The 25,251-nt window shown below is 72.7% G+C and carries 20 protein-coding genes and 1 tRNA gene; 4 read left to right on the forward strand and 17 right to left on the reverse strand.

All coding sequences use genetic code 11. The features are described from left to right. Positions 1–71: 71 nt before the first annotated feature. From ACVUH9_RS01790 to ACVUH9_RS01800, 3 genes are read right to left on the reverse strand one after another with little or no spacing between them, the layout of a single operon-like run. Positions 72–728 carry a response regulator transcription factor gene (locus ACVUH9_RS01790; protein WP_475753350.1) on the reverse strand — a complete coding sequence of 219 codons (657 nt, stop codon included), beginning with the start codon at positions 726–728 and terminating at the stop codon, positions 72–74. Further along, a complete protein-coding gene (locus tag ACVUH9_RS01795; protein ID WP_475753352.1) occupies positions 716–1,909 on the reverse strand; it encodes a sensor histidine kinase in 1,194 nt (397 codons plus the stop codon). The genes ACVUH9_RS01790 and ACVUH9_RS01795 overlap by 13 nt, the downstream gene beginning before the upstream one ends. After that, on the reverse strand, positions 1,899–4,160 hold the full coding sequence (locus ACVUH9_RS01800; RefSeq protein WP_475753354.1) for an MMPL family transporter: 2,262 nt from the start codon (positions 4,158–4,160) through the stop codon (positions 1,899–1,901). Before ACVUH9_RS01800 ends, ACVUH9_RS01795 begins: the two co-directional genes overlap by 11 nt. Before the next feature lie 553 nt (positions 4,161–4,713). Between ACVUH9_RS01800 and ACVUH9_RS01805 the strand changes: the two genes are divergently transcribed. Beyond that, entirely contained in the window at positions 4,714–5,526 is an 813-nt protein-coding gene (locus ACVUH9_RS01805; RefSeq protein ID WP_475753356.1) for a class I SAM-dependent DNA methyltransferase, read from the forward strand. A 113-nt stretch (positions 5,527–5,639) separates the two neighbouring features. On the opposite strand, the gene ACVUH9_RS01810 is transcribed toward ACVUH9_RS01805, so the two are convergent. From ACVUH9_RS01810 to ACVUH9_RS01820, 3 genes are all read right to left on the reverse strand, one after another. Next, positions 5,640–6,623 carry a glutathione S-transferase family protein gene (locus ACVUH9_RS01810; protein WP_475753358.1) on the reverse strand — a complete coding sequence of 328 codons (984 nt, stop codon included), beginning with the start codon at positions 6,621–6,623 and terminating at the stop codon, positions 5,640–5,642. 187 nt (positions 6,624–6,810) lie between these two features. Beyond that, positions 6,811–8,478 (reverse strand): MFS transporter, encoded by a 1,668-nt coding sequence (locus ACVUH9_RS01815; RefSeq protein ID WP_475753359.1) that lies wholly within the window; start codon positions 8,476–8,478, stop codon positions 6,811–6,813. Between the two features lie 161 nt (positions 8,479–8,639). Next, positions 8,640–8,837 carry a hypothetical protein gene (locus ACVUH9_RS01820; protein WP_475753361.1) on the reverse strand — a complete coding sequence of 66 codons (198 nt, stop codon included), beginning with the start codon at positions 8,835–8,837 and terminating at the stop codon, positions 8,640–8,642. 451 nt (positions 8,838–9,288) lie between these two features. On the opposite strand from ACVUH9_RS01820, the gene ACVUH9_RS01825 reads away from it, so the two are divergent. The 3 genes from ACVUH9_RS01825 to ACVUH9_RS01835 all read left to right on the forward strand — a co-directional run bounded on the left by ACVUH9_RS01825 (position 9,289) and on the right by ACVUH9_RS01835 (position 14,157). Continuing rightward, complete coding sequence (locus ACVUH9_RS01825) at positions 9,289–11,145, forward strand: ABC transporter ATP-binding protein (RefSeq protein WP_475753363.1); 1,857 nt, start codon at positions 9,289–9,291, stop codon at positions 11,143–11,145. Continuing rightward, a complete protein-coding gene (locus tag ACVUH9_RS01830) occupies positions 11,142–12,992 on the forward strand; it encodes an ABC transporter ATP-binding protein (RefSeq protein WP_475753365.1) in 1,851 nt (616 codons plus the stop codon). The genes ACVUH9_RS01825 and ACVUH9_RS01830 overlap by 4 nt, the downstream gene beginning before the upstream one ends. A 130-nt stretch (positions 12,993–13,122) precedes the next feature. Then, positions 13,123–14,157, forward strand: a complete 1,035-nt coding sequence (locus ACVUH9_RS01835) for a glucosaminidase domain-containing protein (protein WP_475753367.1) — start codon at positions 13,123–13,125, stop codon at positions 14,155–14,157. A 37-nt stretch (positions 14,158–14,194) separates the two neighbouring features. Here ACVUH9_RS01835 and ACVUH9_RS01840 read toward each other — a convergent pair whose 3' ends face one another. The 11 genes from ACVUH9_RS01840 to ACVUH9_RS01890 form a co-directional block, all read right to left on the reverse strand. Further along, complete coding sequence (locus tag ACVUH9_RS01840; RefSeq protein WP_475753369.1) at positions 14,195–15,655, reverse strand: NAD(P)/FAD-dependent oxidoreductase; 1,461 nt, start codon at positions 15,653–15,655, stop codon at positions 14,195–14,197. A 156-nt stretch (positions 15,656–15,811) separates the two neighbouring features. Continuing rightward, positions 15,812–15,883 (reverse strand) — tRNA-Gln (locus tag ACVUH9_RS01845). Between the two features lie 120 nt (positions 15,884–16,003). Then, positions 16,004–16,666: a potassium channel family protein gene (locus ACVUH9_RS01850; protein WP_475753371.1), complete on the reverse strand. Its 663-nt coding sequence runs from the start codon at positions 16,664–16,666 to the stop codon at positions 16,004–16,006. Beyond that, positions 16,666–17,091, reverse strand: a complete 426-nt coding sequence (locus ACVUH9_RS01855; RefSeq protein ID WP_475753373.1) for an NAD-binding protein — start codon at positions 17,089–17,091, stop codon at positions 16,666–16,668. Before ACVUH9_RS01855 ends, ACVUH9_RS01850 begins: the two co-directional genes overlap by 1 nt. Positions 17,092–17,188: 97 nt before the next feature. Beyond that, entirely contained in the window at positions 17,189–17,968 is a 780-nt protein-coding gene (locus ACVUH9_RS01860) for a class I SAM-dependent methyltransferase (protein ID WP_475753375.1), read from the reverse strand. A 40-nt stretch (positions 17,969–18,008) separates the two neighbouring features. Then, the gene (locus ACVUH9_RS01865; protein ID WP_475753377.1) at positions 18,009–20,072 is read right to left on the reverse strand and encodes an APC family permease; all 2,064 of its coding nucleotides are present in this window, start codon (positions 20,070–20,072) and stop codon (positions 18,009–18,011) included. Beyond that, positions 20,065–20,301, reverse strand: a complete 237-nt coding sequence (locus ACVUH9_RS01870) for a hypothetical protein (protein WP_475753378.1) — start codon at positions 20,299–20,301, stop codon at positions 20,065–20,067. Before ACVUH9_RS01870 ends, ACVUH9_RS01865 begins: the two co-directional genes overlap by 8 nt. Beyond that, positions 20,298–22,220 carry an APC family permease gene (locus tag ACVUH9_RS01875; RefSeq protein WP_475753380.1) on the reverse strand — a complete coding sequence of 641 codons (1,923 nt, stop codon included), beginning with the start codon at positions 22,218–22,220 and terminating at the stop codon, positions 20,298–20,300. The genes ACVUH9_RS01870 and ACVUH9_RS01875 overlap by 4 nt, the downstream gene beginning before the upstream one ends. A 146-nt stretch (positions 22,221–22,366) precedes the next feature. Continuing rightward, positions 22,367–22,831 (reverse strand): hypothetical protein, encoded by a 465-nt coding sequence (locus tag ACVUH9_RS01880; protein WP_475753382.1) that lies wholly within the window; start codon positions 22,829–22,831, stop codon positions 22,367–22,369. Further along, positions 22,828–24,015, reverse strand: a complete 1,188-nt coding sequence (locus tag ACVUH9_RS01885; RefSeq protein WP_475753383.1) for a carboxylate-amine ligase — start codon at positions 24,013–24,015, stop codon at positions 22,828–22,830. Before ACVUH9_RS01885 ends, ACVUH9_RS01880 begins: the two co-directional genes overlap by 4 nt. A gap of 38 nt (positions 24,016–24,053) precedes the next feature. Next, positions 24,054–25,100, reverse strand: coding sequence for a redox-sensing transcriptional repressor Rex (locus ACVUH9_RS01890; protein ID WP_475753385.1), 1,047 nt, complete (start codon positions 25,098–25,100; stop codon positions 24,054–24,056). Positions 25,101–25,251 lie beyond the last annotated feature (151 nt).

A 25,251-nucleotide genomic window follows, 5' to 3' on the forward strand; every position in this document is an offset into this window, starting at 1 on the left:
CCGCGAACGGCCGGGCGGCCTCCCTCACGGCGGCGATCCGGTCGACCGCCGACCGTCCGGACCGCTCGCGACTAGCCCGCCGCCCGCAGGTAGGCGAGGACCGCCAGCACCCGCCGGTGGTCGCCGTCGGAGACGGGCAGGTCGAGCTTGTTGAAGATGTTGGTCACGTGCTTCTCGACCGCGCCGCTGGTCACGACCATCGCCTCGGCGATCGCCGCGTTGGTGCGGCCCTCCGCCATCAGCGCCAGCACCTCCTGCTCGCGCGGGGTCAGATCGCCGAGCGCCTCGTCGCCGCTGGCGTCGCGTCCGCGCACCAGCTCGGCGACGACCTCGCGGTCGAGCGCAGTTCCGCCGCCCGCGACCCGGTGGACCGCGTCGACGAAGCCGCGGACGTCGCCGACCCGCTCCTTCAGCAGGTAGCCGACGCCGCCGGCCCCGGACTCGAGCAGCTCGGCGGTGTAGACCGGCTCGACGTACTGCGACAGCACCAGCACCGCCAGCCCCGGGTACTGCTCACGAGCGTCGATCGCCGCCCGCAGCCCCTCGTCGGTGAACGTCGGCGGGAGCCGCACGTCAACGATCGCCAGGTCGGGCTTGTGACCGCCCACGATCCGCAGCAGCCCCTCCCCGTCCTCCGCCTGGGCGACGACCTCGATCCCCTGGTCCCGCAGCAACGCGACGATTCCCTCACGCAGCAGCGCGTGGTCCTCGACGATCACGACCCGCATGGCAACTCCGCTCGAACGACCGTTCCGCGACCCGTCGCCGGGTCGCCGTCCTCGACGACCAAGGTACCGTCGAGCGCCTCCGCCCGGTGCCGAAGACCGGTCAGGCCGCTCCCGTCCGGGTCCGCCCCGCCCGGGCCGTCGTCGACGATCTCGACGACCAGCCAGTCGCCGGCCCGTCGCAACGTGATCCGGACCGTCGCCCCGCCCGCGTGCTTGGTCGCGTTGGTCAGGGCCTCGGCGATCACGAAGTAGGCCGCCGACTCGACCACCGGCAGCAGCCGCTCGTCCAGCCGCGCCTCGACCTCGACCTCCAACGGCGACCGTCGACCGAGCGCCTCCGCCGCGGCCGCCAACCCACGGTCCGCGAGGACCGGCGGCGCGATCCCGCGGGAGAGGTCGCGCAGCTCGGCGATCGCCGCGGTCGCCTCCTCCTGGGCGCCGCGGACCAGCGCGTGGGTGGCCTCGTCGCCGCCGGCCGCCAACCGTTGCTCGGCCCGGCCCAGCTGCATGCTCAACGCGACCAGACGGGCCTGGGCGCCGTCGTGGAGGTCCCGCTCGATCCGGCGCAGCTCCGCCGCCTGGACGTCGAGCGCGCCGCTGCGGGTCCGGGTCAGCTCGTCGACCCGCGCCGAGAGGTGGTGAGAACGCCGCCACGGCAGGCGGTGGCGGTAGTGCACGCTGGTGCCGGCACCGGCCAGGGCCGCGAACCCCAGCAGCGGCCAGATCGGCCAGAACTGCCCGCGTCCGCTCATCGCCCAGATCAGCAGCACCAGCACGCCGAGGGCGATGAGCCCGGCGATTCCGCTCTCGAAGCCCGCCGCGGGATCGTGCGGGTACCGCAGCGCGTGGCGCGCGATCGCGTGGAGCGCCAGCAGCACGGCCAGGCCGAGCCACGCCCACATCGGCCAGAACGGGCTCCCGCCGCCGGCCGCGCCCCAGATCGCGGTCGCGAGGAAGACCAGCACCGCCGACAGCGCGATCTGGAGAGCGAGCGGCGAGCTCCCGTCCGGCGTCGGCTCGAGGTCGATCTGGAACAGGTTCCGGATGTCGTAGCCGGCCGGCACCTCCGCCGCCGGCCCGCGGCGTCCGGCCTCCTCGCCCGGCCGGCGCGCGGCCGAGGCCCCCGACGGATCGGGGGCCCCAGCGGCGGTGTGATCGTGGCGGTCGTCGTCAGCGGACATGGGAGTCGGGAGCGGTGGTCATCGGGGTCACGAGACCCAGATGATCCTCCTCCGTCCGGCGGTCACGGGCCGCGACACGGCGCGTCCGCGGGGTCGGCAGCCGGAAGGCCTTCTCCCCCAGCAGCGTGACCGCCGCCGGCAGCGCGACCGCACGGACGATCGTGGCGTCGAGCAGGATCGCCGAGGCGAGCCCGACGCCCAGCTGCTTCATCTCCAGCAGCCGGAGGGTCGCGAAGACCGCGAAGACGGCGACCATCACCACCGCCGCGCTGGTCACCGAGCCACCGGTCGCGGCGACGCCCTGGGCGGCCGCGTCCCGCGGGGAGAGGCCGTTGATCCGCCCCTCGCGGATCCGCTCGAGGACGAGGATGCTGTAGTCCATCGAGAGGCCGAACAGGATCACGAAGGCCAGCAGCGGGATCCACGAGGTGATGCTGCCGCTCGACGTGAAGTTCAGGAGGTCCTCGGCCCAGCTGTGCTGGAAGACCGCGACGAGGATCCCGTAGGTCGCCCCGATCGACAGCAGGTTGAGCGCGATCACCGTCGCCGCCAGCCGCAGCGAGCGGAACACGGCGACCAGCAGCAGGAAGGCGAGCCCGAGCACGAAGCCGAGCACCAACGGCAGCTTCGCCGTCAGGTTCTCGGTGAAGTCGAGCGAGCCGGCCGCCTCCCCCGTGACCAGCGCCGGCTCGGTGCCGGGAGCGACCTCGGTCGCCGTCGGGGCGACGTCGCTCCGCAGCCGCTCGACGGTGCTCTTCGCGGCGTCGAGCCCGTGGTCGGGCATCGGCACGTCGATGACCGCCGTGCGGCCGTCGCTGGCGATCCGGACGTCGACCGGACCCCGGCCCTCCGTGACTTCGGCGCCGCGGCGGCCGAGCGCCTCGAGCCCGGCGCGGGCCTCCGCACCGCGGAGGTCGCGGCCCTCGACGACGAGCTGGGCGCTGTCCGGCGCGCCGGGGAACGCCCGCTCGACGGCCTTCGTCGCCTGGACCTCGGGGATCCCGGCCGGCAGCGAGCTGACGCCGGGGTCGGCGAGGTGCATGCCGAGCGCGGGCACGGCGAGCGCGCCCAGCAGGCAGACGGCGCTGGTCAGGGCAACGGCGGGACGGCGGGTGACGACGGTCGCGATCGTGCCCCAGACCCCACGCCGGGCCGGGCGGCGACGGGTCCCGCCGCGGCCGTCCGCCTCGACCCGCCGGTGGCGGCGGCCGAGGAACGGCACCCGGCCGCGGTCGATCCGGTCGCCGAGCAGCGCGAGCACCGCCGGCAGCACGGTCAGCGAGCCGAGCAGGGCGATCGCGACGACGACGATCGTGCCGAGCGCCATCGAGGTGAAGTCGGGGACGCCGGTCAGCAGCAGGCCGGCGAGGGCGACGATCACGGTCACGCCGGAGACGAGGATCGCGCGACCGACCGAGGCCGCGGCCGCGTCGAGGGCCGCCTCGGCCCCGCGACCCCGGCGGCGCTCCTCACGCTCGCGGCGGATGTAGAAGAGCGAGTAGTCGACGCCGACGGCGAGGCCGATCAGGACCACCAGCGAGCCGGTCGACTCACCGCTCGGCGCGAGCTGCGAGACCACGCCGAGCGCGCCCATCGCGCCCGCCACCGCGGTCACGCCGAGCAGCAGCGGCACGGAGGCGGCGACCAGCGCCCCGAAGGCGACGATCAGGATCAGCAGCGTGATCGGGATCGAGATCAGCTCGGCCCGCTGGAGGTCCTGCGCGACCATGTCGCCGATCGCGTTGTCGATGCTGCCGGAGCCGGCCTGGGCGACCGTCACGCCGGGATGCGCGTCGCTGAAGCGGTCGACGGCGGCGGTCACCGGCGCGACGTTGTCGCCGGCGTCGTCCGGATCCCCGCGCAGGCTGACGACGACCAGGGCCGAACGACCGCCGTCAGCGCGGAGGGCGTCGGCGTCCGGGCCACCGGAGGCCGGAGACTGGACGCCAGCGACCGGCTTCAAGCCGTCGACCCGCGCGTGCAGGCTCCGGACGGCGTCGTCGGTGGCCGCGGCGGTCTTGGTGCGGACGAGGATCGTCTCGGTCGCCTGGCCGCGGAGCTGGGCCTGCTCGATCAGGCGTTCGGCGCGGGCCGATTCGCCGACCCCGCCGTCGGAGCCCGCCAGCGACTTGGTGCCGGTGGCGGCCCCCGCGACGGTGCAGCCGATGATCAGGACGATCCAGAGCAGGACCGTCAGCTTGGGGCGGTGGGTGGAGAAGCGGGCGACCGCCCGGACGAACCGTCCGAGCATCCCGACTGGGATCGGATCGTCCCTCCCGACGGTCGGTTGCGGTTGCGGGGACCTGCGGTTCTCGTGCATGTCGTCACGCTCTCGCGATTCGGTCGCGAAGTCGCTGGGGCGAGGCGGAGTCCTGCCGCCGGTGGACCCCCGAGCCGCCGACGGCGTTCCCCCGCGTCACCCGGGGGCTATCCCCCGCACCGCGGCAGGTCGCCCGGCGTCGGACGGCGTCGTCGGACCCCGGCGTCGGACGACGTCGTCGGACCCCGAGGTCGCCCGGCGTCGTCGGACCCCGGCGTCGGACGGCGTCGTCGGACCGGGTCGCGCGATCGGCTCCGCGCGGGGCCCAGAACCGCAATCCCGGACGGTCGAAGTTCGCGAGATCCACGCCTACCGTTGCCTTTTCCGGTGATCTTGTTGTGAATCTGGCAACCCCCGGTGCTGTGATGCGCATCGGCCCGGTAGCCTGCGTAGCGGAATACCGCCATGGCTACGGCCGGCGGCGTTCGCGCGCCAGCCGACCACGGTCGACGGCGCGGCCCTGCACCTCGACACCAGGAGTGACATGAGCACGCCCGCAATCGACACCCACGCCAACGAGCTGGAGGTCCGCCTCCCTCAGGCCGAAGCGCTGGCGGCTGGGCTCGACCAGGACCAGGAGTGGTGCGAGGTCGAGCTGCCGGGCGGGACCCAGCGGATGCGGTTCCACGACTACGACCGGATCTTCCGCGTCCCCGGGCTCTACGAGCGGCTCTTCTACCAGGAGCTCGAGTGCTGCTCGCCAACGGTCGTGCGCGGCCTCCTCGAGCACCAGCTCGGTGCCGAGGGCACCGACGTCGCGAGCCTGAAGATCCTCGACCTCGGGGCCGGCAACGGGATGGTCGCGGAGGAGCTGCGCGAGATGGGCGCGGCCTCGATCGTCGGCGTCGACATCCTGCCCGAGGCCGCGATGGCCGCCGAGCGGGACCGGCCCGACGTCTACGACGCCTACCACGTGTCCGACCTGACGGCCCCGCTTCCCGCGGTCGACGAAGCCCTCCGCAAGCTCGCCCCGAGCTGCCTGACGACCGTCGCCGCGCTCGGCTTCGGGGACATCCCGCCGCGGGCCTTCGCCCAGGCGTTCGACTACCTGGCCGACGGCGGCTGGGTCGCGATGACGATCAAGGACGACTTCGTTACTGACGAGGATCCGTCCGGCTTCAGCCGCCTGATCAAGCGGATGAACGACGAGGGCGTGCTCGAGATCACCACCGTCCACCCGTACCGCCATCGCCTGGCCGTCAGCGGCGAGCCGCTGACCTACCACGCCTACGTCGCCCGCAAGCGCGGCCAGGTTCCGACCGCCTGGCTCGACGAGCTCGAGGGCGCGGCGAGCTGAGGCCGCGGTAGCGAGCGGCGAGCGGCGGGACTGATGCGGATTGTCGGTCGTATAGGCCCGAAATCCGCATCAGTTCACGAAGTCACGCGCCCCGGAGCGCGCGGCCACTCCGATCAGCCGCGACCGTGCGGCTCGTCCCAGTCGATGATCGGGCCGAGCGGGACGATCCGCGTCGGGTTGATCGTCGGGTGGGTCGCGTAGTAGTGCGTCTTGATGTGGTCGAAGCTGACCGTGTCCCGGACCCCCGGCTGCTGGTACAGCTCGCGGCTGTAGCCCCAGAGGTTCGGGTAGTCGGCGATCCGCCGGAGGTTGCACTTGAAGTGCCCGACGTAGACCGGGTCGAACCGGACCAGCGTCATGAACAGCCGCCAGTCGGCCTCGGTGATCTGGTCGCCGGTCAGGAAGCGCTTGCCGGAGAGCAGCTCCTCCAGCCAGTCGAGTGACGCGAACAGGGTCGTGACCGCGTTCTCGTAGGCCTCCTGGCTGACGGCGAAGCCGGCCCGGTAGACGCCGTTGTTGACCGTCTCGTAGATCTGCTCGTTGAGCGCATCGATCTCCGGCCGCAGCGACTCGGGGTAGAGGTCGAGGTCCGGGTTCGTCGCGACGGCGTCGAACGCGCTGTTGAGCATCCGGATCACCTCGGACGACTCGTTGTTGACGATCCGGCCCGTCTTGGTGTCCCACAGCACCGGCACGGTGACCCGGCCGTCGAACCCCGGATCGGAGGCGAAGTAGGCCTCCGACAGGTACGCCCAGCCGTGGAGCGGATCGGCCTCGCCGGGCGGGTCGACGGTGCCCTTCCGGAACGCCCAGCCGCGCTCGTCGCGCACCGGGTCGACGATCGTCATCCCGATCGCGTCCTCGAGTCCCTTGAGCTCGCGGACGAGGACCGCGCGCGACGCCCACGGACAGGCGAGCGAGACGTACAGGTGGTAGCGGCCGGCCTCGGCCGGGTAGCCGCTGGAGCCGTCGGCGGTGACCCAGTCGCGGAAGACGCTGGTCTGGCGCTGGAACTCGCCCGAACGGGCGATCTCGCGCGACCAGCCGCCGGCGTCCTTCGTCCCGCTGTTGCCGCTGTCGGGGGCCTCGCTGCTCATCGTCCGCGCTCCAAGTTCGTTGTCCGTGCAATTACCATCCTACCGCATGGGCACGCAGCCGAACCAGGCTGAACGCCCCCATCCACCCGGCCGGCGTCGCAGCGTCCACCCGCGGCGCCCCCTTCGCACCCCGCAGGGCAGCTGTCGGCCGCTGCGCGCAGCCGGCCGGCTTCGCCGACCGCCGCGCTCAGCCGTCCGGCTCGCGGCCGCCGACCGCCGCCACCACCGGCACCGGCTCGAGCCCCTCGGGATGCCCCGCGTCGCACGGCTGCCCCGCGAGCTGCCCGCCGGGACACTCGCTCGCCAGCACGACCCGCCGGGGGTTGCGGATCCCCGCCGCCCCGAGCACGCCGCCGAGCAGGACCAGCCCCGCCGCGACGCCCATCCCGATCCGGAAGCTCTGGACGGACGCGTCGTCGACCGCGTCCGCCACGGCCCGGGCGTCGAGCAGCGGCACCCCGCGCAGGTCCGGCTGCGTGAGCGGGCTGTCGCGGGCGGAGGCGGCGGCGGCCCGTGCCTCCGGCCCCAGCATCACCCCCCGCAACTGGTCGTCGATCCCGGAGGCGAAGCTCGAGGCGACCACGACCCCGACTCCGGCAATCGCCACCAGTCCCGCGATCCGGGCGATCGCGTTGTTGACCCCCGAGGCGGCGCCGGCGTTGCGCTGCTCGGCGTCGGCCAGGACCGTCGCGGTCAACGGTGCGACCGTCATCGAGAGCCCGAGCGCGAACACGATGATCGCCGGCAGCAGCTCGGTCACGTACGACACGTCCTGGTCCAGCCGCAGCAGCAACAGCAGCCCGCAACCCGAGATCAGCGGCCCCACCCCCATGAAGAACCGCGGCCCGTAGCGGTCGGCCAGCGCCCCGAACCGCCCGGCCAGGAACAGCATCACGATCGTGATCGGCAGCAGGGTCGTCCCGGCCGCCAGCGCGTCGTAGCCGGCGACCTGCTGGAGGTAGATCACGAGGTAGAAGGTGAGCAGCGAGAGCCCGCCGTACATCACGAACGTCTCGATGTTGCCGACGACGAAGTTGCGTCGCCTGAACAGCGCCAGCGGCAGCATCGGCTCGGGCGCCCGCCACTCGTAGGCGACGAACGCGACGAACACCACCGCGCCACCGATCAGCGGAACGAGCACCGTCGACGACCCCCAGCCGGACAGCGGCTGCTGGATCAAGGCGAAGGTGATCCCGCCCAGACCGACCACGCAGAGCGCCGCGCCGATCAGGTCGACCCGCCGTCCGCTGTCGCCCCGCGAGGCCGGGATCACCTGGGCGATCAGGAGCAGCGTCCCGAGCACCAGCGGGACGTTGAGCAGGAAGACCCACCGCCACGAGGCGGTGTCGACGAGCCAGCCGCCGAGGACGGGGCCAACCGCCGCTCCGATCCCGCTCCAGGCGGTCCAGGTCCCGATCGCGCGGTTGCGCTCGTCCTGGTCGAAGACCGCCACGATCACGGCGAGGGCGGCCGGGGTCAGCATCGCCCCGGACGCCCCCTGCAGCGCACGACCGAGGACCAGGATCTCGATCGACGGCGCGAACGCGCAGAGCACCGAGGTGACGCCGAAGCCCGCGACCCCGAGCAGGAAGATCCGCCGCTCCCCGTAGACGTCGCCGAGCGACCCCGCGACCAGCAGCAGCGAGCCGAGCGTGAGGAGGTAGGCGTTCGTCGCCCACTGCTGCCCGGCGAGCCCGCCCCCGAGGTCGTTCCGGATCTGGGGCAGGGCGACCCCGACCGCCGAGCCGTCGATCATCACGATCGTCGACCCGAGCACGCAGGCGAGCAGGGTCAGGCGCTTGGTGCGTTCGTCGACGATGACCTTCGGCGGTGGCGGCGATCCGGGACCGGACATCGGGTCCAGCATCGCCGATCGATCGGCGACCGCCGTACCGGCAGCCGACCGCGGGGAGACGACAGTGGGCGGCGGGCGAGAGCCGTCGACCGAAGCGCGATGCGTTCACCACCGCCTCGGTGGACAAGACATCGCGAAGCGCGCGGCGGCCGCCCGCCGCGTCAATCCGCGGCCTGGCGATCGTCGTCCGCTTCCAGCGGCCGCCGCTCGAAGCCGGCACAGGCGAGCACCGGCATCCGCGGATACCGCGGGAAGCGGTCGTCGACCTTCGCCCGCCGGCAGAGCGAGAACGAGGAGCCGCGGGTGTTGCCGACGAGCCGCTGGTGCTGGCAGTGATCACAGAGGCCGAAGGCGGACACGGGTAGCGGCCATTCTGTCAGCGACCGCGGCAGCCTGCCCACGCTTGACTTCAACCACGCTTGAACTCGTAGCGTGCCAGTGGTGCCGCGCCCGAGACCGCTCCCCGCCCCGGACTCCGTCGCCCGTCGCGACCGCCCTGCCCCAGCTTGGGCGGCGCCCGGGGACGTGGTCCGCGCCGGCCCTGCCGACGCGGCCGCGGACGCCGGCCCCGCCGACCTCGGCCCGCGCATCCCCGCAGACGCCGGCCCCACCGGCCCCACCGACCCCATGGCCCCCACCGGCCCCACCGACCCCATGGGCCCCGCCGTCCCCATCGCCCCCATCGGCCCCATCGCCCCCACCGCCCCCGTCACCCCCCCCGCCCCCGTCCGGACCACCCGCCCGAACCGCTCGAGGCCCGCGATCCCCGACCACACGGGCCGGCCGGAGCGGATTCGTACACTCCGTGGGATGGGCACATTTCGTCGCCTGCTCGGATTCCTTCGGCCGTACCGCCGTCTCTGGGCCATCAGCTTCGTGCTCGCGCTGCTCGCGATGGGCGTCACCGTCCTCAGCCCATGGCTGATCGGTCGCGGCATCGACCGGATCCGCGCCCACGACCACGGCGGCCTGGTCGAGTTCGCGATCGCGATCGCCCTGCTCGGGCTCGGCCGGATGCTGCTGACGATCGGCCGGCGGCTGGTCGCCGGCCGGGTCTCGCTCGGCGTCGAGCAGGACCTCCGCGACCGCCTCTACGGGCACCTCCAGCTGCTCGACCTCGGCTTCTTCGACCGCTGGCAGACGGGCCAGCTGATGTCCCGCGCCACGGTCGACCTCAGCGCCGTCCGGTTCTTCCTCGGCTACGGCCTGGTCTTCATCGTCCAGGCGCTGCTGACGATCGTGCTCGCCGCGATCGCGATGGCGATCCAGCAGCCGCTGCTGACCCTGCTCTGCCTGTTGCCGGCACCGCTGATCGTGTTCGTCGGTCACGCCTACGGCATCCGCGGGCGGCCCGCCCAGCAGGAGGCCCAGCAGGCCGTCGCCGAGGTCACCGCCGCCGCCGAGGAGTCGATCTCGGGGATCCGCGTCGTGAAGGCCTTCGCCGCCGAGGAGCGGCGCCAGACCGCCTTCAGCAACGCCGTCGACCACGCCTTCGGCAAGCAGCTGCGGGCGGTCCGGATCGACGCCGCGTTCCAGCCGTTCATGCAGTTCCTGCCGCAGGTCAGCCTGGCGATCGTGCTGCTCGTCGGCGGCCGGATGGTCGTCGACGGCACGATCACCGTCGGCCAGTTCACCGCCTTCTTCGTCTACGTGATGATGCTCGTCCAGCCGCTGCGCTCGTTCGGGATGATGCTCGGGCTCGGCCAGCGGGCGACGGCCTCCGGCATGCGGCTGTTCGAGGTCCTCGACCGCGATCCGGCGATCAGCGGGCCGCCGCCCGAGCGCCTCCGCGTGCTCCCCGAGCCCCCGGGTCCCGGCGGTGTTGGTAGCGACGGCGAAGGCCGTGGCGCGATCGGCGCGATCGAGTTCGACGACGTGACCCTCGTCTACCCCGGCCAGGACTCCCCCGCGCTGCACGACGTGTCGGTCCGGATCGAGGCCGGGGAGCGGGTCGCGATCGTCGGCGAGACCGGCTCCGGCAAGACCGCCCTGGTCCAGATGCTGCCGCGGCTCTACGACCCCGCCTCCGGCCGGGTCCTGATCGACGGGATCGACATCCGCGAGCTCGACCCGACCGCGCTCCGCCACGAGATCGCGATCATCGACGACGACCCGTTCCTGTTCACGGCCACGATCGCCGAGAACATCGCCTACGCCGCCGCCGGAGCCACCCGGGAGGAGGTCGAGCAGGCCGCCCGCCGCGCCCGCGCCGACCTCTTCATCAGCGAGCTGCCCGACGGCTACGACACGGTCGTCGGCGAGCGCGGCCTGACGCTCTCGGGCGGTCAGCGGCAGCGGCTCGCGATCGCCCGTGCCCTGCTCGCCGGCCCGCAACAGGCCGACGGCCAGCTCCGAGCGCGCGGGCCCAGGATCCTGGTGCTCGACGACGCGACCAGCAACGTCGACGCCTCGACCGAGCAGCAGATCACCGCCGGGCTGCGCGAGGTGATGGCGGGCCGCACCACGCTGGTGATCGCCCACCGACTCTCGACCGTGCTGCTCGCCGACCGCGTGATCGTGCTCGACCAGGGCCGGATCGTCGACGTCGGCCGGCACGAGGAGCTGGTCGCGCGGTCACCGCTCTACGGCGAGATCGTCACCTACGGGATGGCCGACCAGGTCTTCCTCTCCCGCGACGAGCGCCCGACCGAAGTCCTCGACGCATGAGCTTCCTCGCTGACATGGGCCGGCGCCACCGCGCGACCCAGGGCCGCACCCGACGGATCCGCGACCTGCTCTCGATGCTGCGGCCGTACCGCGTCCGGGTGCTCCTGCTCGGGATCGCGCTGCTGCTGTCGACCGGGGCGATGCTGGCCCCCGCCCCGCTCGTCGCGCGGGCGGTCGACGACGGGCTCGCCAAGGGCGATCTCGACACGCTGACGGTGCTGGTCGTCGCCTTCATCCTGATCTCGCTGGTCGGCCTCGGCGCGAGCGTGGCGCTCGCCCGGCTGGTCGGCTGGCTCGGGGCCCGGCTGCTGAGCGACCTCCGCGAGCGGATCTTCCGCCACCTGATCTCGATGCCCGTCGGGTACCACGAGCGCCAGCGCGCCGGGGTCCTCGTCTCGCGCCTGACCAACGACGTCGACGCGCTCCAGCAGATGATCTCGTCGAGCCTGGTGACGCTCGTCCAGTCGCTGCTGCTGCTGGTCGGCTCGATCGTGATCCTGATCTCGCTCGACCTCAAGCTCGCGCTGATCACGTTCACCACGATCCCGATCCTGCTCGCGGGCTCGCTCGCCTTCCGGCTCGCCTCGGTCGACGCCTTCGCCCGCACCCGCGAGACGATCGGTGCGATCACGGCCCACCTCCAGGAGACCCTCTCCGGGGTCCGGGTGATCCGCTCCTACGGCCGCGAGCACGGGCACGTGCGGCGGTTCACCGCGCTCGGCGACGACAACCGCGCGGCGAACATGAAGACGGTCTACCTCAACGCCGCCTACTTCCCGGCCGTCGAGTACCTGTCGACCGCCGCGATCGTGATCGTGCTGCTGGTCGGCGGCGGCGAGGCGATCGACGGCGCCGTCACGATCGGCGTGCTGATCGGCTTCGTGACCGCGTTGGACAACTTCTTCGGGCCGATCACCGACCTCTCCAACGTCTACACGACCTTCCAGTCGGGGATGGCCGCACTCGACAAGATCGGCAACCTGCTGGAGCAGGAGTCGACGCTCAACGATCCCGAGCACCCCCAGCCGATGCCCGACCCGCTGCGCGGCGAGCTGCGGTTCGACCACGTCAGCTTCGACTACGGTCCGCGACCCGACGGCTCTCCGGGCCAGGTCGTCCTCCACGACATCGACCTGACGGTGCCCGCCGGGGCGACGGTCGCGCTGGTCGGCACCACCGGCGCCGGCAAGTCGACGATCGCCAAGCTCGCGACGCGCTTCATCGACCCGGTCGAGGGCCGGGTCCTGCTCGACGGCGTCGACCTCCGCGACCTCCGCCAGCGCGAGCTGCGGGCGCGGATGGGGATCGTCCCGCAGGAGGGCTTCCTGTTCAGCGGGACGGTCGCCGAGAACATCGCCTTCGGGCGGGCCGACGCGACCCGCGAGGAGGTCGAGGCGGCGGTCGACCGGATAGGAGCCCGCGAGACGATCGAGGCGCTCCCGCACGGCCTCGACACCGAGGTCGGCGAGCGCGGCGCGTCGCTGTCGGCCGGGCAGCGCCAGCTGGTCGCCTTCACCCGGGCCCTGATCGCCGGCGAGCGGGACGCTGACGGCGCCCTGGTCGGACCGGCGATCCTGGTCCTCGACGAGGCGACCGCGAACGTCGACCTGCGCACCGAGCGCCGGATCGAGGAGGCGCTGGGGACCCTGCTCGCCGGCCGCACGGCGCTGGTGATCGCCCACCGACTCTCGACGATCCGCTCGGCCGACCTGATCGTCGTGGTCGACCACGGCCAGGTCCTCGAGGCGGGCACGCACGAGGAGTTGCTGGTTCGCGACGGCGCGTACGCCAAGCTGCACCGTGACTGGCAGTACGGGACCGAGGACGCCACGCCGTCGACGGCCTGAGAACCTGTCTCGTTCCAGAGGCCGCGGGCTGCGGCCGATGACCATGAGACAGGCCTCTCGGTCGACTCCGGCAGCGGAACGTTCCGCGCCCGACCGCAACCCTTCCGTCCCTCACCGGTTCCAGAGAACGATGCCCCTACGCCACGCCATCACGCCCCTGTTCGCGACGGCCCTCCTGACCGCGGCGGCCGCGACCACGCCGGCGGTGGCCTCCGCCGCCAGCTCCGGCGGCACCTCAGCCTCCTCGTCCGGGGCCTCCGGCAGCGGCTCGGCCGCGACGACCACGGCCGCGTCGCAGCCATCGACGACCCGTACCGTCAACCGGCGTCCGACCTCCTGGGGGTACGTCCGGCTGCGGTCCGGGACCCGCCTGAAGGTCCGCAAGACCCCGGAGCGGACGGGGTCGGTCGGGTCGGTCCGCCGGGACACCCGGATCCGGGTCTCCTGCCAGATGAACGCGGTCCCGATGACCGGCAAGTACGGCGCGTCGCGGATCTGGGACCGGATCAAGCTGCCCAACGGCCGCATCGGCTACATCCCCGACTCGTCGGTCGAGAACGAGAAGAACGCGCTCGTCGCGGGCTTCTGCGGCTTCCCCGATCCCGGCTCGCCGGCCGAGGCGAACCCGGGTCAGGGTCGCTGTTCGTCGGTCGCGACGGTCCCGCTCGTTCCCGCTCCCGCCGACCGCAAGGCGTTCATCGCCGCCGCCGCGCCGATCGCGCAGGCCTCGGCCGCCGCGACCCGCGTGCCCGCCTCGGTGACCCTCGCCCAGGGCATCCAGGAGTCCGGGTCGGGCGTGTCGACCGCCGGCGCCAACAACTACTTCGGGATCAAGGCCCAGTCGGTCACCGGCAGCCCCGGCATCTTCCGCTGGTCGACGCTGGCGGTCGGCTGCGTCCACAAGCCGACCTACGAGAGCGAATCCGGCGGCCTCGTCCGCCAGATCGGCCAGTTCCGGATGTACCCGGGAATGCAGGAGTCGTTCGACGACCACGGCCAGTTCCTGGTCCAGAACAGCCGCTACGCCCCCGCGTTCGCCTTCACCGACGACCCGGACCGCTTCGCCCAGGCGATCCACAAGGCCGGCTACGCGACCGACCCGTCCTACAGCTCGGCCCTGATCAGGCTGATGGACAACGAGAAGCTCAAGCAGTACGACCGCTGAGCGGACCGGCGGGCGCCCCTCGGGGTGCCGCCGGCCGCTAGTCCTTCGGAGTGGCCGTCGTCGACGGCGTCGTCGGGTCCTCCGGGGCGTCGGCAGCCGTCGCCGCGTCCTCGCCCGCGGTCGGGGCCGCCTCGGCCGCCGTCGGCTCGTCGGCGGCCTTCGCGGCCAGCGTCTCCTGCACGTCCGCCGCGCTCCGCTCGGTCGCGATCAGGTCGGGAGTGTCGAGCCGCCCGGGATGGCCCAGCCGCCCGAGCTCGGAGCCGTCGCGGCCGAAGAACAGGCCGACGGTCCAGTCGGCGACCAGCCGGATCTTGCGGGTCATCCCCGGCATCGAGGCCAGGTGGTACGTGCGGGCCAGGAACCAGGCCGGCACGCCGCGCCAGCGGATCCCCATCGTCGACGCGACCGCCTCGCCCCGCCCGAGGTCGACGAAGACCCCGAGCGTCTTGTAGCGGAAGTTGGTCGGGCGCTTCCCGGACAGCGAGCCGGCGACGTTCTTGGCGACCTTGCGGCCCTGACGGATCGCGTGCTGCGCGGTCGGCGGGGCCGGCCGCGTCAGGTCGCGCGGGTCGGGGACGTGGGCGGCGTCGCCGATCGCCCAGACCCCGTCGACGCCGGGCACGCGGAGCGTCCGGTCGACGACGATCCGGCCGCTCTTCTCGTCGAGCGGCAGCCCGAGCCGCTTGACGACCGGGCTCGGCTTGACGCCCGCGGTCCAGACGACGGTGTGGGTCGGCACGACCTCGCCGCCGGCGAGGGTCGCCGTGTCGGCCGTCATCGCGTCGATCGTGGTCCCGGTACGGACCTCGATCCCGCGCGCCTTGAGCTCGGAGATCACGAAGTTGGCCAGCGACTCGGGCACCTCGGGCATGACCCGGTCCTGGGCCTCGACGAGGATGAAGCGGACGCCCTGGAGCCGGCAGCGGGGGTAGCGGTCGAGCATGTCGGTCGCGAAGTCCTGCAGCTCGGCCAGGCCCTCGAGCCCGGCGTAGCCGGCGCCGACGAAGACGTAGGTCAGCCACGACACACGCTCGGCGGGATCGTCGATCCCCTCGGCGACCTCGAGGCTCTGGAGCAGGCGATTGCGGAGCGCGATCGCCTCGGGCAGCGTCTTCATCCCGACCGCGTGCTCGGCGAGCCCCGGGATCGGCAGCGTGCGGGAGACCGAGCCCACCGACACGATCAGCTGGTCGTAGGGCAGCTCCTGGGCGCGCCCGTCGGCCGTCGTGATCTTCAGGACCTTGCGGGCCGGGTCCGCCCCGGTCACCGAGGCCAGCCGCAGGTTGGTGCTCTTCAGCTGCTCGCGCAGCGGCACGACCGTGTGGCGTGGTTCGAGCGTGCCCGCCGCGGCCCCCGGCAGCAGCGGGGTGTAGAGCATGAAGTTCTGGTCGGAGACGAGCGTCAGCTGCGCGCTGTGGTGCGGCAGCAGCCGTTCGAGGGTGCGGGCGGTCTGCAGTCCGCCGAACCCGCCCCCGGCGATCACGATGTTCCAAGCCATACGTCGAGCCTAGGGCACGAATGCGGTAGAGACCAACGGCACGAGCCGGTTGCGCCCAAGCGCACGAGCGGCTTGCACCCAACCGCACGAAGGGGTCCCCCGGGCCGTTCTCGACCAACAAAAAAGAGCGCCGCCCAGAAGGGCGACGCTCTCGAACTGCGGGACAAGGACTCGAACCTTGAATGCCGGTACCAGAAACCGGTGTGTTGCCAATTACACCATCCCGCAAGGCGTTCGCGACGAGGCGTTTCGCGAACGGGAATACTAGCGTGAGCGGCCGAATCGCGCGGCGTGCCCCCCGCTTACCGGGTAGACGGCTCGGACGGCGCCGTCCGCCACCGCCGAGCGTCAGACCGGGCTGTCGAAGAGCCCGGTGATCCGCTCCTCGAGGCCTGGATCGAGCACGACCAGGACCTCGTCGCCGGCCTCGATCACCGTCTCGGCCTTCGGCACGAAGCCGGCCCCGGCGCGCAGCACCGAGATGATCAGCGACCCCTCCGGCATCGCGATCTCGGAGACCCGGCGACCAGCGACGGCTGCGCCCTCCGAGACCTCGACCTCGACGATCTCCAGCCGCTCGGCGTGGAGGTCGAGCAGGTGGACCAGGCCGAAGCTCGGGACCTCGTGCTCGATCAGGCGCAGGATCAGGTCGGTGGCCGAGACCACCGGCGCGACCCCGAGCAGGTCGAACAGCTCGCGGTTGCGCGGGTTGTTGACCCGGGCGATCGTCCGCTGGATGTCGTACTTCTCGCGCGCCATCTGGCAGATGAGGATGTTGTCCTCGTCGTCGCCCGTGACCGCCACGACCAGCTCGGCGCGCTGGATGCCCGCCCGCTCGAGGACCCACATCTCGGTCGCGTCGCCGTACTGCACGGCGTGCTCCAGCTCCTCCTCGATCGTGAGGTAGCGCCGTCGCGTCTGCTCGATCAGGGTCACCTCGTGGCCCTTGTCGATCAGCTCCCGGGCGAGGTTCCAGCCGACCTTGCCGCCACCGGCGATCACGACGTACATCAGGAGACCTCGGCGATCGCCGACTCGAACATGCTGATCGCCTGGAGCGTCGGACAGATCGTCCGCACGCCCTGCTCGGCGTACCAGGTGGCGCGGGCCGGATCCATCACCCGGGCGATCACCGTGGTGATCCCGAACCGCTTCTGCGCGACCTGGGCGATCACCAGGTTGGTGTTGTCCCCGTCGGTCGAGGCGATGAAGAAGTCGGCGTCGCCGATCCCCGCCTCACGCAGGGCTTCGATCTCGATCCCCTGCCCCACCGTGAAGCGGCCACCGGCCTCCTCCCACGAGGTCGAGAGTCCCGCATCGAGCCGCTCGTGACTGAGGGGGTCCTCGTCCAGGACCGACACCTCATGCCCCTGCGCGAGCATCGATTGCGCGACAGCTGCGCCGACTCGGCCGGCTCCAACGATCAGCACGAACATACGCGCGGCACTGTAGCGCGATGCCGGCCCCACCCCCACCACCCCGCCGTGGGACGGCGGCTGAGACGGTCGTCTCGGCGGGCGTGGAGCCAGGGTCCTACGGCAGGTCGACCCGTACCAGCAGCGCGCTGCTGGTGGCCCGGAACGCCTGCGGATCCTCGTTGCCGTCGGCGAGCGCGGCGACCAGCGGCTCGCGCAGCGCGAGGTAGGCCTCGTCCCCGAGCACCGGCCGGGCGGCGAGCCACATCGGGTGCAGGTCCATCCACTCGGCGGCGAACGACTCCGGCGAGTCGGCGGTGAACGCGTGCGGCTGGGCGTCGACCTCCGGGACCAGCCCGTGCGGGGCGAACAGCGCCCGCAGGTGGTCCGGGTTGCCCCAGTCGCGCGGGGCCGGACCGGCCGTCGAGCCCGGCTGCCGTTCCGCCAGCGCCTGCCGCAGGACCGCCCCACCGGCGGCGAGCGCCCCGTCGTTGGTCCAGGTCGTGAGCACGATCCGGCCGCCGGGCGCGGTCACCCGCACCAGCTCCGCGACGGCCTCCTCGGCCGGACGGGCGAAGATCACGCCGAAGACCGAGAGCGTCACGTCGAAGCCGTCGTCGGCGAACGGCAGCGCCAGCGCGTCGCCCTGGACCCACTCGGCCTCGATCCCCGCGGTCGCCGCACGGCGGGCGGCGACCCCGAGCAGGCGCTCGGCCGGATCGACCCCGGTCACCTGCGCGCCGCGCATCGCGGCCAGCAGGGCGGCGTTGCCGGTCCCGCAACCGACGTCGAGGACCCGCTCGCCGGGCGCGATCTCCGCGACCTCGACGACGTGCCCCGCGGCCGGGGCGAGCTGCGCCGCCGTCCGCTCGTAGCTGCCGAGGCTCCAGTCGATCATCGACCGGATCCTAGGGCCTCACCCGCTCGAGGAGGGCCGGTCAGAGCTGCTCGAGCCAGCGGGCGTCGTCGTCGGTCAGGCCACCGTCGTCGTCGGGGCCGGCGGTCTCCTCGCGGCGCTTGCGCATCGCGGCCTCGGTCTCGTCCAGCGCCGGAGCGGTCAGGATCACCTGGCAGGGGGCCTTGTCGACCACGTAGCGGGCCGCCCCGCTGAGGGTGTCCCCGCGACCGCCACGGGCCCCGAGCGCGGCCCCGGCGCGACCGCTGCGCGAACGCCCGGCCGGCGGCGGGGCGACCATCACGATCGCCTGGCAGCCGCGCCGGGCCGCCTCGTCGACGATCGCCTTGCCGAGCGCGCGGGCGCGGATCGCCGAGGTCGCCACCCGCACGCCCTCGTACTCCTCGCCGACCGCGCGAGCCCGGGCGAGCGCGGCCTTGGCCTCCGCCCGGCGGCCGTCCGGCAGCGGACCGTCGATCGGCAGCGACATCGGCAGCACGTGGATCCAGACCGCCTCGATCACCGCCGCCTTGGCCTCTGCGTCGGTCTCGTCCTCGCCCCCGGCCAGCCGCCCGGCGGTCTGGATCAGGTCGTCGTCGAGCGCGGTGCCGAGCACCGGGACCAGGATCGACCCGTAGACCGGGCGGCTCTCCTCCATCCCCCGCAGCGCCCGCTCGGGCACCGACACGCGCCCGCGGACGGGCAGGCCGCGGGTCCGGCGGTAGACGACGTAGCCGACGAAGCCGACCACCAGCCAGGTCAGGCCGACCGCACGCGCCGCCGGGTGCGAGACCACGATCGACACCCAGACGAGCGCGCTGAGGACCGCGCCGAGGACCGCCGGAATCGGCAGCGACCGGCCGCGGAACGGCACGTTGAGCGGGATCCGGTACGGCCGTGGCAGGTCGGGCTCGGTGAAGCGCAGGCGGATCACCGAGACGTGCGCGATCGTCGTCGCGAGCATCACCCCGAACGCCATCATCCCGACCAGCGCGTTCATGTCGCGGAAGCCCACGAGCACCGCCGCGGCCAGTGCGGTCGTGCCGATCACCAGCCACGGGGTCCCGTAGGTCCGGTGCAACCGCCCGAGCCGTGTCGGCATCTGGCGGTGGCGGGCCATCTGGGCGGTGATCCGTCCGGCGCTGCCGAGCGAGCCCAGCGCCATCCCGACCAGGGTCCCGGCGGCGGCGAGACCGACGACCACCTTCAGCACGTCGACCACGATCGAGCTGCCGAGCGCGTCGACGATCCCCAGGATCGGGGCGTCGACCCAGCGCTCCCCCAGCGCCGTCGCGCCGTCCTCGACCGGCAACGCCATCAGGCCGATCGTCGCGACCCCGGCGTAGAGCAGGCACATGACCAGCGGCAGGGTCACGACCAGCCGCCGCAGCCCGGCCCGCCCGATCCGGATCTCCCCCGCGAGCCCGGACGCCGACTCGAGGCCGGTGACGACGACCATCGCCGCCCCCAGCCCGAAGAGCACCCCCTGGAGGTCGGGAGCCGAGCCGTGCTGCAGTCCCTCCACCAGCGAGCCCGGGTCGGACACCAGGACGATCCCGAGCACGACGACCAGCGCCTGCAGCGCGAGGTCGATGGCCACGACCGCGCTGAGCCGGCCGGCCTGGAACGAGAGCCCGCCGACGCCGCCGCGGATCGCCCGGCGCGTGATCAGCAGCAGGATCAGGGCGGCGATCGCCAGCTCGACCCAGCCGCGGGCCGTCTCGGCCCAGATCGCCGCCAGGTAGTTGGTCGCCGCGAGCGTCGCGGCGGCGGTCAGCAGGATCGAGTCGAGCAGCAGCGACCAGGCCGCGACGAAGCTCCACGCCTCATCGAAGGCGTGGCGGGCGAAGGTCGGCGAGCCGCCGCGCTCGGGGTGCAGCGAGGCCCCCTCGACGTAGCTCATCACCGCGAGGCCGAAGAGCAGCGCGGCGGCCAGCATCACCAGCGGCGTCGCCCCGAGAGCGGCACCGGCGATCGGCCCGAGCAGCAGGTAGAGGCCGCCGGCGACGGCGGCGTAGGTGATCGCGAACAGCGTCGGCGAGCCGAGCGTCCGGTCGGCCAACCCGCGCGGGCGGGCGGGCGGTGCGGGCGGGGCCGACTCAGCCATCGTCGCCCTCTCGGCGGTCCTCGGCGTCTTGCGCGGCGACGTGCCCCGGGCCCTTCCAGGCCATCCAGGCGCGGCCGGCGCCGGCGAGCACGAACAGCGCCCCGACCAGCACGCCGCGGGCGAGCGGTCCCCCGCCGCCGACCAGCGCGATCACGATCATCACGACCCCGATCACGGCGACCAGCGAGGACAGCACGATCGTCGCCGCCCCGTACAGACCACGGCTCATACGTTGACCTCCTGGGCCTCGGAGAGCTGGGCGACGGTCCGCGCCTCGGGGTCCGCCTGGAGGATCACCCGGCACGGCCGCTCGGCCATCACGGTGTCGATGCTGCGGTTGATGCCCCCGCCGGAGACCTTCGGCGGGATCGACATCACGATCGCGCGGGCCTTGGTCGTGCGCGCGTGCTCGACGACGACGCGGCCGAACTGCCCGGCCCGGACCTTGACCCAGCGTCCCTGGAGGCGGCTGCCGACCTGCAGCCGGGCCTCCTCGATCAGGGCCTCCGCCGCCCGCTCCTGCTCCGGCAGCCGGGCCCCGATCGGGGACGACTGCGGGACCACGATCGGCACCAGCAGGTAGATGCCGCGGCGGCGCTTGGCGGCGACCGTCGCGGCGGTCGCGATCGCGCCCTCGGAGTAGCGCAGACCGAGCAGCGCGACGATCACCGACTCGTACTCGGCCTCGTGGTCGACCACCGCCTCGGGGGTCGCGATCTTGTGGGTCGACGTGAGGTCGAGCCCCTGGCTGCGGCGGTAGAGCGGATAGACGACCAGGCCCACGACCATCCAGCCGACGCCCGCGGCGGCGACCGCGGGATGCAGCGCGATCACGACGATGAAGGCGATCCCGGTGCCGAGGCCGCCGACGATCGCGAAGATCGGCCACGAGACGCCGCGGATCCGGATGTTGCCCGGCCCGCGGTAGGGCCGGTCGAAGTCGGCCTCGACCGTGCGCAGGCGGATCACCGCCAGGTGCGCGATCGTGAACGACAGCATCGCGCCGAACGCGTACATGTTGCTGAGGAAGTCGGCCTTGCCCGGGATCACGGCGAGCGCGGCGAGCAGCCCGAACAGCAGGATCCCGACCCACGGCGTGCCGAACTTCGGGTGCAGGGTCCGCAGCCGATCGGGCATCTGGCGGTGGATGCCCATCGAGTAGACCAGCCGCGAGACGCCGATCACGCCGGCGTTGGTGGCGAGGAACAGGATCGTCGCCGCGAGCAGGCCGACGTAGATCTGGACCGGCTGCTGGAGGAAGCCCAGGTCCATGTTCTTGACCACGCCGAGGATCGGGTCGCCGGCGAATCCGCCGTCGCTCTCCGGCAGGCCCAGCAAGGTCGAGTACTCGCCGGTCTTCGAGTCCTGCGTGACCGGCAGCGCGGAGAGCGCGACCATCGGCAGGAAGGCGTAGATCGCGAAGACCGCGATCACCACCCGCTTGATCGCCGCCGGGACCGTGGTGCCCGCGTCCTTGGCCTCCTCGGCCATGTTCGAGATCGTCTCGATCCCGGTGTAGGCGACCATCCCGATCGGGATCGCGATCAGGAAGTCCTTCCACTGCGGCGCGAAGCCGAGGTGGACGTTGTCGATCAGGACCTCGGGGCTGAAGACGAGGAACATCCCGAGCCCGACCAGCAGCACCTGGGTCAGGAAGTCGGTGACGGCCAGCGCGATGTTGACCCCGGCCGACTCCCTGGCGCCGATGATGTTGATCGCGGCCAGGATCGCGATCACGACCATCGCGAAGACGACGTCTCCCGGCGCGTGGCGCAGGAAGCTCAACGGCTCGAACAGTCCCCCGAGGTAGTGGGGCACGAAGTACGAGCTGATCGCGATCGTGATCGTGTAGTTGAGCATCTGGCCCCACGCCGCGAAGAACGACCAGAACTCGTTGAAGGCGCGGCGCGCGAAGCTCGACGACCCGCCCGCCTCGGGGTACATCGAGGTCGCCTCGGCGTAGGTGGCGGCCGTCAGATAGAAGATGACGCCGGTGATGACGAAGACGACCGGCGTCAGGCCAAGCGCGAAGCCGGCCACCAGCCCGAGGGCGTAGTAGATCGACGAGCCGACGTTGCCGTAGGCGGTCGAGAAGAGCGCGTTGGTCCCGAGGACGCGCTGGAGTCCGTGGAGGCGACGTTCGGCCATGGCCGAGGCGGCAGTCTACGCTCCACCGCGGCCGGTGCCGTCAAGGGGCCGTCATCCGCCCCCGGAGACCGCTCGGTCGCGGCCCCGGCGGGTGGGCAGCGGCGGACCCGAGAACCCGGGCCGACCGCCGTCCTAGCGGGCCGCTGCTACTGGCCCGGAACCCAGAGCCGGCCGCCGCCGGGCTGGTTCGGCGGCTGCTGGCCGCCGCCGGGCTGTCCGCTCCCGTCGGCCGGAGCCGCACCGCCGGGGGTGCCGCCGCCGTCGGCCGGTCCACCGGTCAGCTTGGCGTAGGCGACCTGCAGCTGGGCGAGCGCCTGGTCGACCTGGCCGGCGTTCGGCCCGAGCAGCGGGGCCGCCACGGGCTGGAGCGCCTTGATCGCCTCGATCGCCACCCGCAGCTGCTCCGGGTCGGCCGGATCGGGCTTGCCGTCGGCACCCGGAGCGAGACCCGCTCGGCGGCCGCCGAGCTCGATCATGCTGGCCAGCGACTGGACGAGGACCTCCTCGACGCGCACGTTGCGCATCTGCTCCTCGTAGGCCGCCATCAGCTCCTCCTCGCTGGGCTGGCGGCCGGCGTTCGGATCCTGGGGGTTCGGGTCCTGCGTGCTCACGGGATGCGCTCCTCGGTGGGTTCTACGGGGACTCGCGACGACGACGGGTAGCTGGCCTGGGTCTCGGCGACGGCGGCGGCGAACGCCTCCGCCGGCGAGGCGCCCTCGACGACCCGGCGGTTCTGGCGCTGGGCGCCGTTCTCACCGGGGAAGTACGGCTCGATCCCGAGCTCCTGGCGGACCGGGGCCGTCCACGCCAGCAGGCGGTCGGCGACGTCGGTCGCAGGGTACTCCGAGACGGTCTCCCAGTCGACCAGCAGGCCGGAGCGACCGTCGCGGATCGCCCGCCACATGTTCTCCTCGATCAAGCGACCGGTCGGCGGCTCGAACGGCCGGCCCTCGTCGTGATCGCGGGCGGCCTGCAGCGCGCAGGCCACGATCAGGCCGGTCAGGGCCTCGGACTCGGCGGCGGTGCTCTGCGCGTCGCAGATCCGGACCTCGACCGTGCCGAAGGCGATGTGCGGCCGCACCGACCACCAGACCTGGGTGTACTCGACGACCGAGCGGGTCGCCACCAGCAGCTCCAGGTACTCGCTGAACGCACGCCACGAGCCGAAGTGGTCCGGCACGCCGCAGCGCGGGAACGACTTGGTGAAGGTCTGCGTCCGCATCGAGTGCAGGCCGGTGTCGAGCCCGTCGACGAACGGCGAGTTCGCCGAAAGTGCCAGCAGCATCGGCAGGATCGGACGCAGCCGGTCGCAGACGGCGATCGCCCGGTCGGCGTCGCGGATCCCGATGTGGACGTGGAGCGAGAAGGTCGCGTTGCGACGGGCCACCCAGCGCAGCCCGTCGACGACCCGGCGGTAGTGCTCGGTGTCGATGAACGTCTGCTGGCGGTAGTCGTCCCACGGGTGCGTGCCGGTCGCCCCGAGCGCGATCCCGAGCCGCTCGGCCTGCGCGAACAGGCGCGTGCGGTGATCGCGCTGGCGGTCGAGCGCGTCGGCCAGGTCGTTGCCCTTCCCGGACCGGATCTCGATCTCGGTCCGGATCAGCTCCCCGGCGACCGAGGCCGCGAGGACGGGGTCCTCGAGGCACGGCGCCTGCAGCTCCTCGAAGCGGGTCACCAGGTCGAGGGTCCCGGGATCGAGGAGCATGAACTCCTCCTCGATCCCGACCGTCCCGTCGGTCCCGGCCGCGTACGCCGCCTCCGCGGCGACGAGGTTGATCTCGGCATCGGCGCCCATCAGGCGCTGCCCTTCGGATTGGTCGCGGAAGTCACCATCTAGGCCAGGTAGTAGTACAGGGCGTGCAACAGATCCACGGCGGGGCTTGACGTATGGACCGTCACTCCGGCGGGCGTGCGCAGCAGCGTGCCGCTGTAGTTGAAGATGATCTGGACGCCGGCTTCGACCAGCTCGTCAGCCAGGCTCTGGGCCGCCTTGGCCGGCGAGGCGATCACGCCGACGACGATCTTGTTCTCGCGGACGACGTCGCCGAGGTGACGAACGTCACCGATCGCGAGGTCCCCGATCGGGGTCCCGATCTTCGCCGGGTCGTTGTCGAGCACGGCGACGATCTCGAAGCCGTGGTCGGCGAAGACGTCGCTGCCGGCGATCGCGCGGCCGAGGTAGCCGGCACCGAGCAGCAGGATCCCGACGTGGGTGCTGGTGTGCAGGATCCCGCGGATCTTGACCACCAGCTCCTCGACGTCGTAGCCGACGCCGCGCTTGCCGAAGCGGCCGAAGCCGGAGAGGTCGCGGCGGATCTGGGTGCTGTTGACGTGGGTGTGGTCCGACAGCTCCTGCGAACTCATCGTCGCGCGCCCCATCTTGCGCGCCTGAGTCAGCACCTGGAGGTACCGGGAGAGCCGCTCGGCCTGGCCGACCCCGAGGCGGACCTCGGGCACGGCCGGGGCCTCCGGATCGACCTCGGTCCCGGCGACGACGACGTCGCTGGGCGCAGGCGCCTCGACCGTCGCGACCGGCTTGGCCGCCACCAGCGGCGTGGTCACGATCCGGCGGGCGGCGGGCGGGGTCGGGACCCGGGGGGCCTCCGGTCCACCGACCGCGGCACGGCGATCGCGCAGGTCGCGGACGGCAGCCAGCACCCGCTCGCCGTCGACCGCGAAGTCGCAGAGCTCCTCGCCGGCCACGGCGATCACCGGGATCCGCTCGAGGTAGCGGGCGTGCAGGCGGTCGTCGCGCTCGATGTCGACGGTGCGGACCACGAACGGCTCCTGCTCGCGAAGCACCTCTAGATCGGCTAGCGCGTCACCGCACAGATGACAGCCAGCGCGCAAGAAGACGACGACCTCGGGGGCAGCGGACACCTCCAGATCCTCGCAGACCGCGTGGTCCGGGCGGCTGGTGATCGACCGAACAGCAGACTCTCGTACCGGCCGGACCGTCACCGACCGGCGGTAGCTTCGTCCGCGGCGGTCCCCCACCCGTCGTGTCGGCGCCGTCCGCGTGACCGCGCCG

Source organism: Patulibacter ginsengiterrae, from assembly GCF_056269115.1.

What these genes read in the sequence shown, in the direction of transcription:
- ACVUH9_RS01790 (WP_475753350.1), bottom strand. Translation starts at nt 728, where the DNA reads ATGCGGGTCGTGATCGTCGAGGACCACGCGCTGCTGCGTGAGGGAATC.
- ACVUH9_RS01795 (WP_475753352.1), bottom strand. Translation starts at nt 1,909, where the DNA reads ATGTCCGCTGACGACGACCGCCACGATCACACCGCCGCTGGGGCCCCC.
- ACVUH9_RS01800 (WP_475753354.1), bottom strand. Translation starts at nt 4,160, where the DNA reads ATGCTCGGACGGTTCGTCCGGGCGGTCGCCCGCTTCTCCACCCACCGC.
- ACVUH9_RS01805 (WP_475753356.1), top strand. Translation starts at nt 4,714, where the DNA reads ATGAGCACGCCCGCAATCGACACCCACGCCAACGAGCTGGAGGTCCGC.
- ACVUH9_RS01810 (WP_475753358.1), bottom strand. Translation starts at nt 6,623, where the DNA reads ATGAGCAGCGAGGCCCCCGACAGCGGCAACAGCGGGACGAAGGACGCC.
- ACVUH9_RS01815 (WP_475753359.1), bottom strand. Translation starts at nt 8,478, where the DNA reads ATGTCCGGTCCCGGATCGCCGCCACCGCCGAAGGTCATCGTCGACGAA.
- ACVUH9_RS01825 (WP_475753363.1), top strand. Translation starts at nt 9,289, where the DNA reads ATGGGCACATTTCGTCGCCTGCTCGGATTCCTTCGGCCGTACCGCCGT.
- ACVUH9_RS01830 (WP_475753365.1), top strand. Translation starts at nt 11,142, where the DNA reads ATGAGCTTCCTCGCTGACATGGGCCGGCGCCACCGCGCGACCCAGGGC.
- ACVUH9_RS01835 (WP_475753367.1), top strand. Translation starts at nt 13,123, where the DNA reads ATGCCCCTACGCCACGCCATCACGCCCCTGTTCGCGACGGCCCTCCTG.
- ACVUH9_RS01840 (WP_475753369.1), bottom strand. Translation starts at nt 15,655, where the DNA reads ATGGCTTGGAACATCGTGATCGCCGGGGGCGGGTTCGGCGGACTGCAG.
- ACVUH9_RS01850 (WP_475753371.1), bottom strand. Translation starts at nt 16,666, where the DNA reads ATGTACGTCGTGATCGCCGGTGGCGGCAAGGTCGGCTGGAACCTCGCC.
- ACVUH9_RS01855 (WP_475753373.1), bottom strand. Translation starts at nt 17,091, where the DNA reads ATGTTCGTGCTGATCGTTGGAGCCGGCCGAGTCGGCGCAGCTGTCGCG.
- ACVUH9_RS01860 (WP_475753375.1), bottom strand. Translation starts at nt 17,968, where the DNA reads ATGATCGACTGGAGCCTCGGCAGCTACGAGCGGACGGCGGCGCAGCTC.
- ACVUH9_RS01865 (WP_475753377.1), bottom strand. Translation starts at nt 20,072, where the DNA reads ATGGCTGAGTCGGCCCCGCCCGCACCGCCCGCCCGCCCGCGCGGGTTG.
- ACVUH9_RS01870 (WP_475753378.1), bottom strand. Translation starts at nt 20,301, where the DNA reads ATGAGCCGTGGTCTGTACGGGGCGGCGACGATCGTGCTGTCCTCGCTG.
- ACVUH9_RS01875 (WP_475753380.1), bottom strand. Translation starts at nt 22,220, where the DNA reads ATGGCCGAACGTCGCCTCCACGGACTCCAGCGCGTCCTCGGGACCAAC.
- ACVUH9_RS01885 (WP_475753383.1), bottom strand. Translation starts at nt 24,015, where the DNA reads ATGGGCGCCGATGCCGAGATCAACCTCGTCGCCGCGGAGGCGGCGTAC.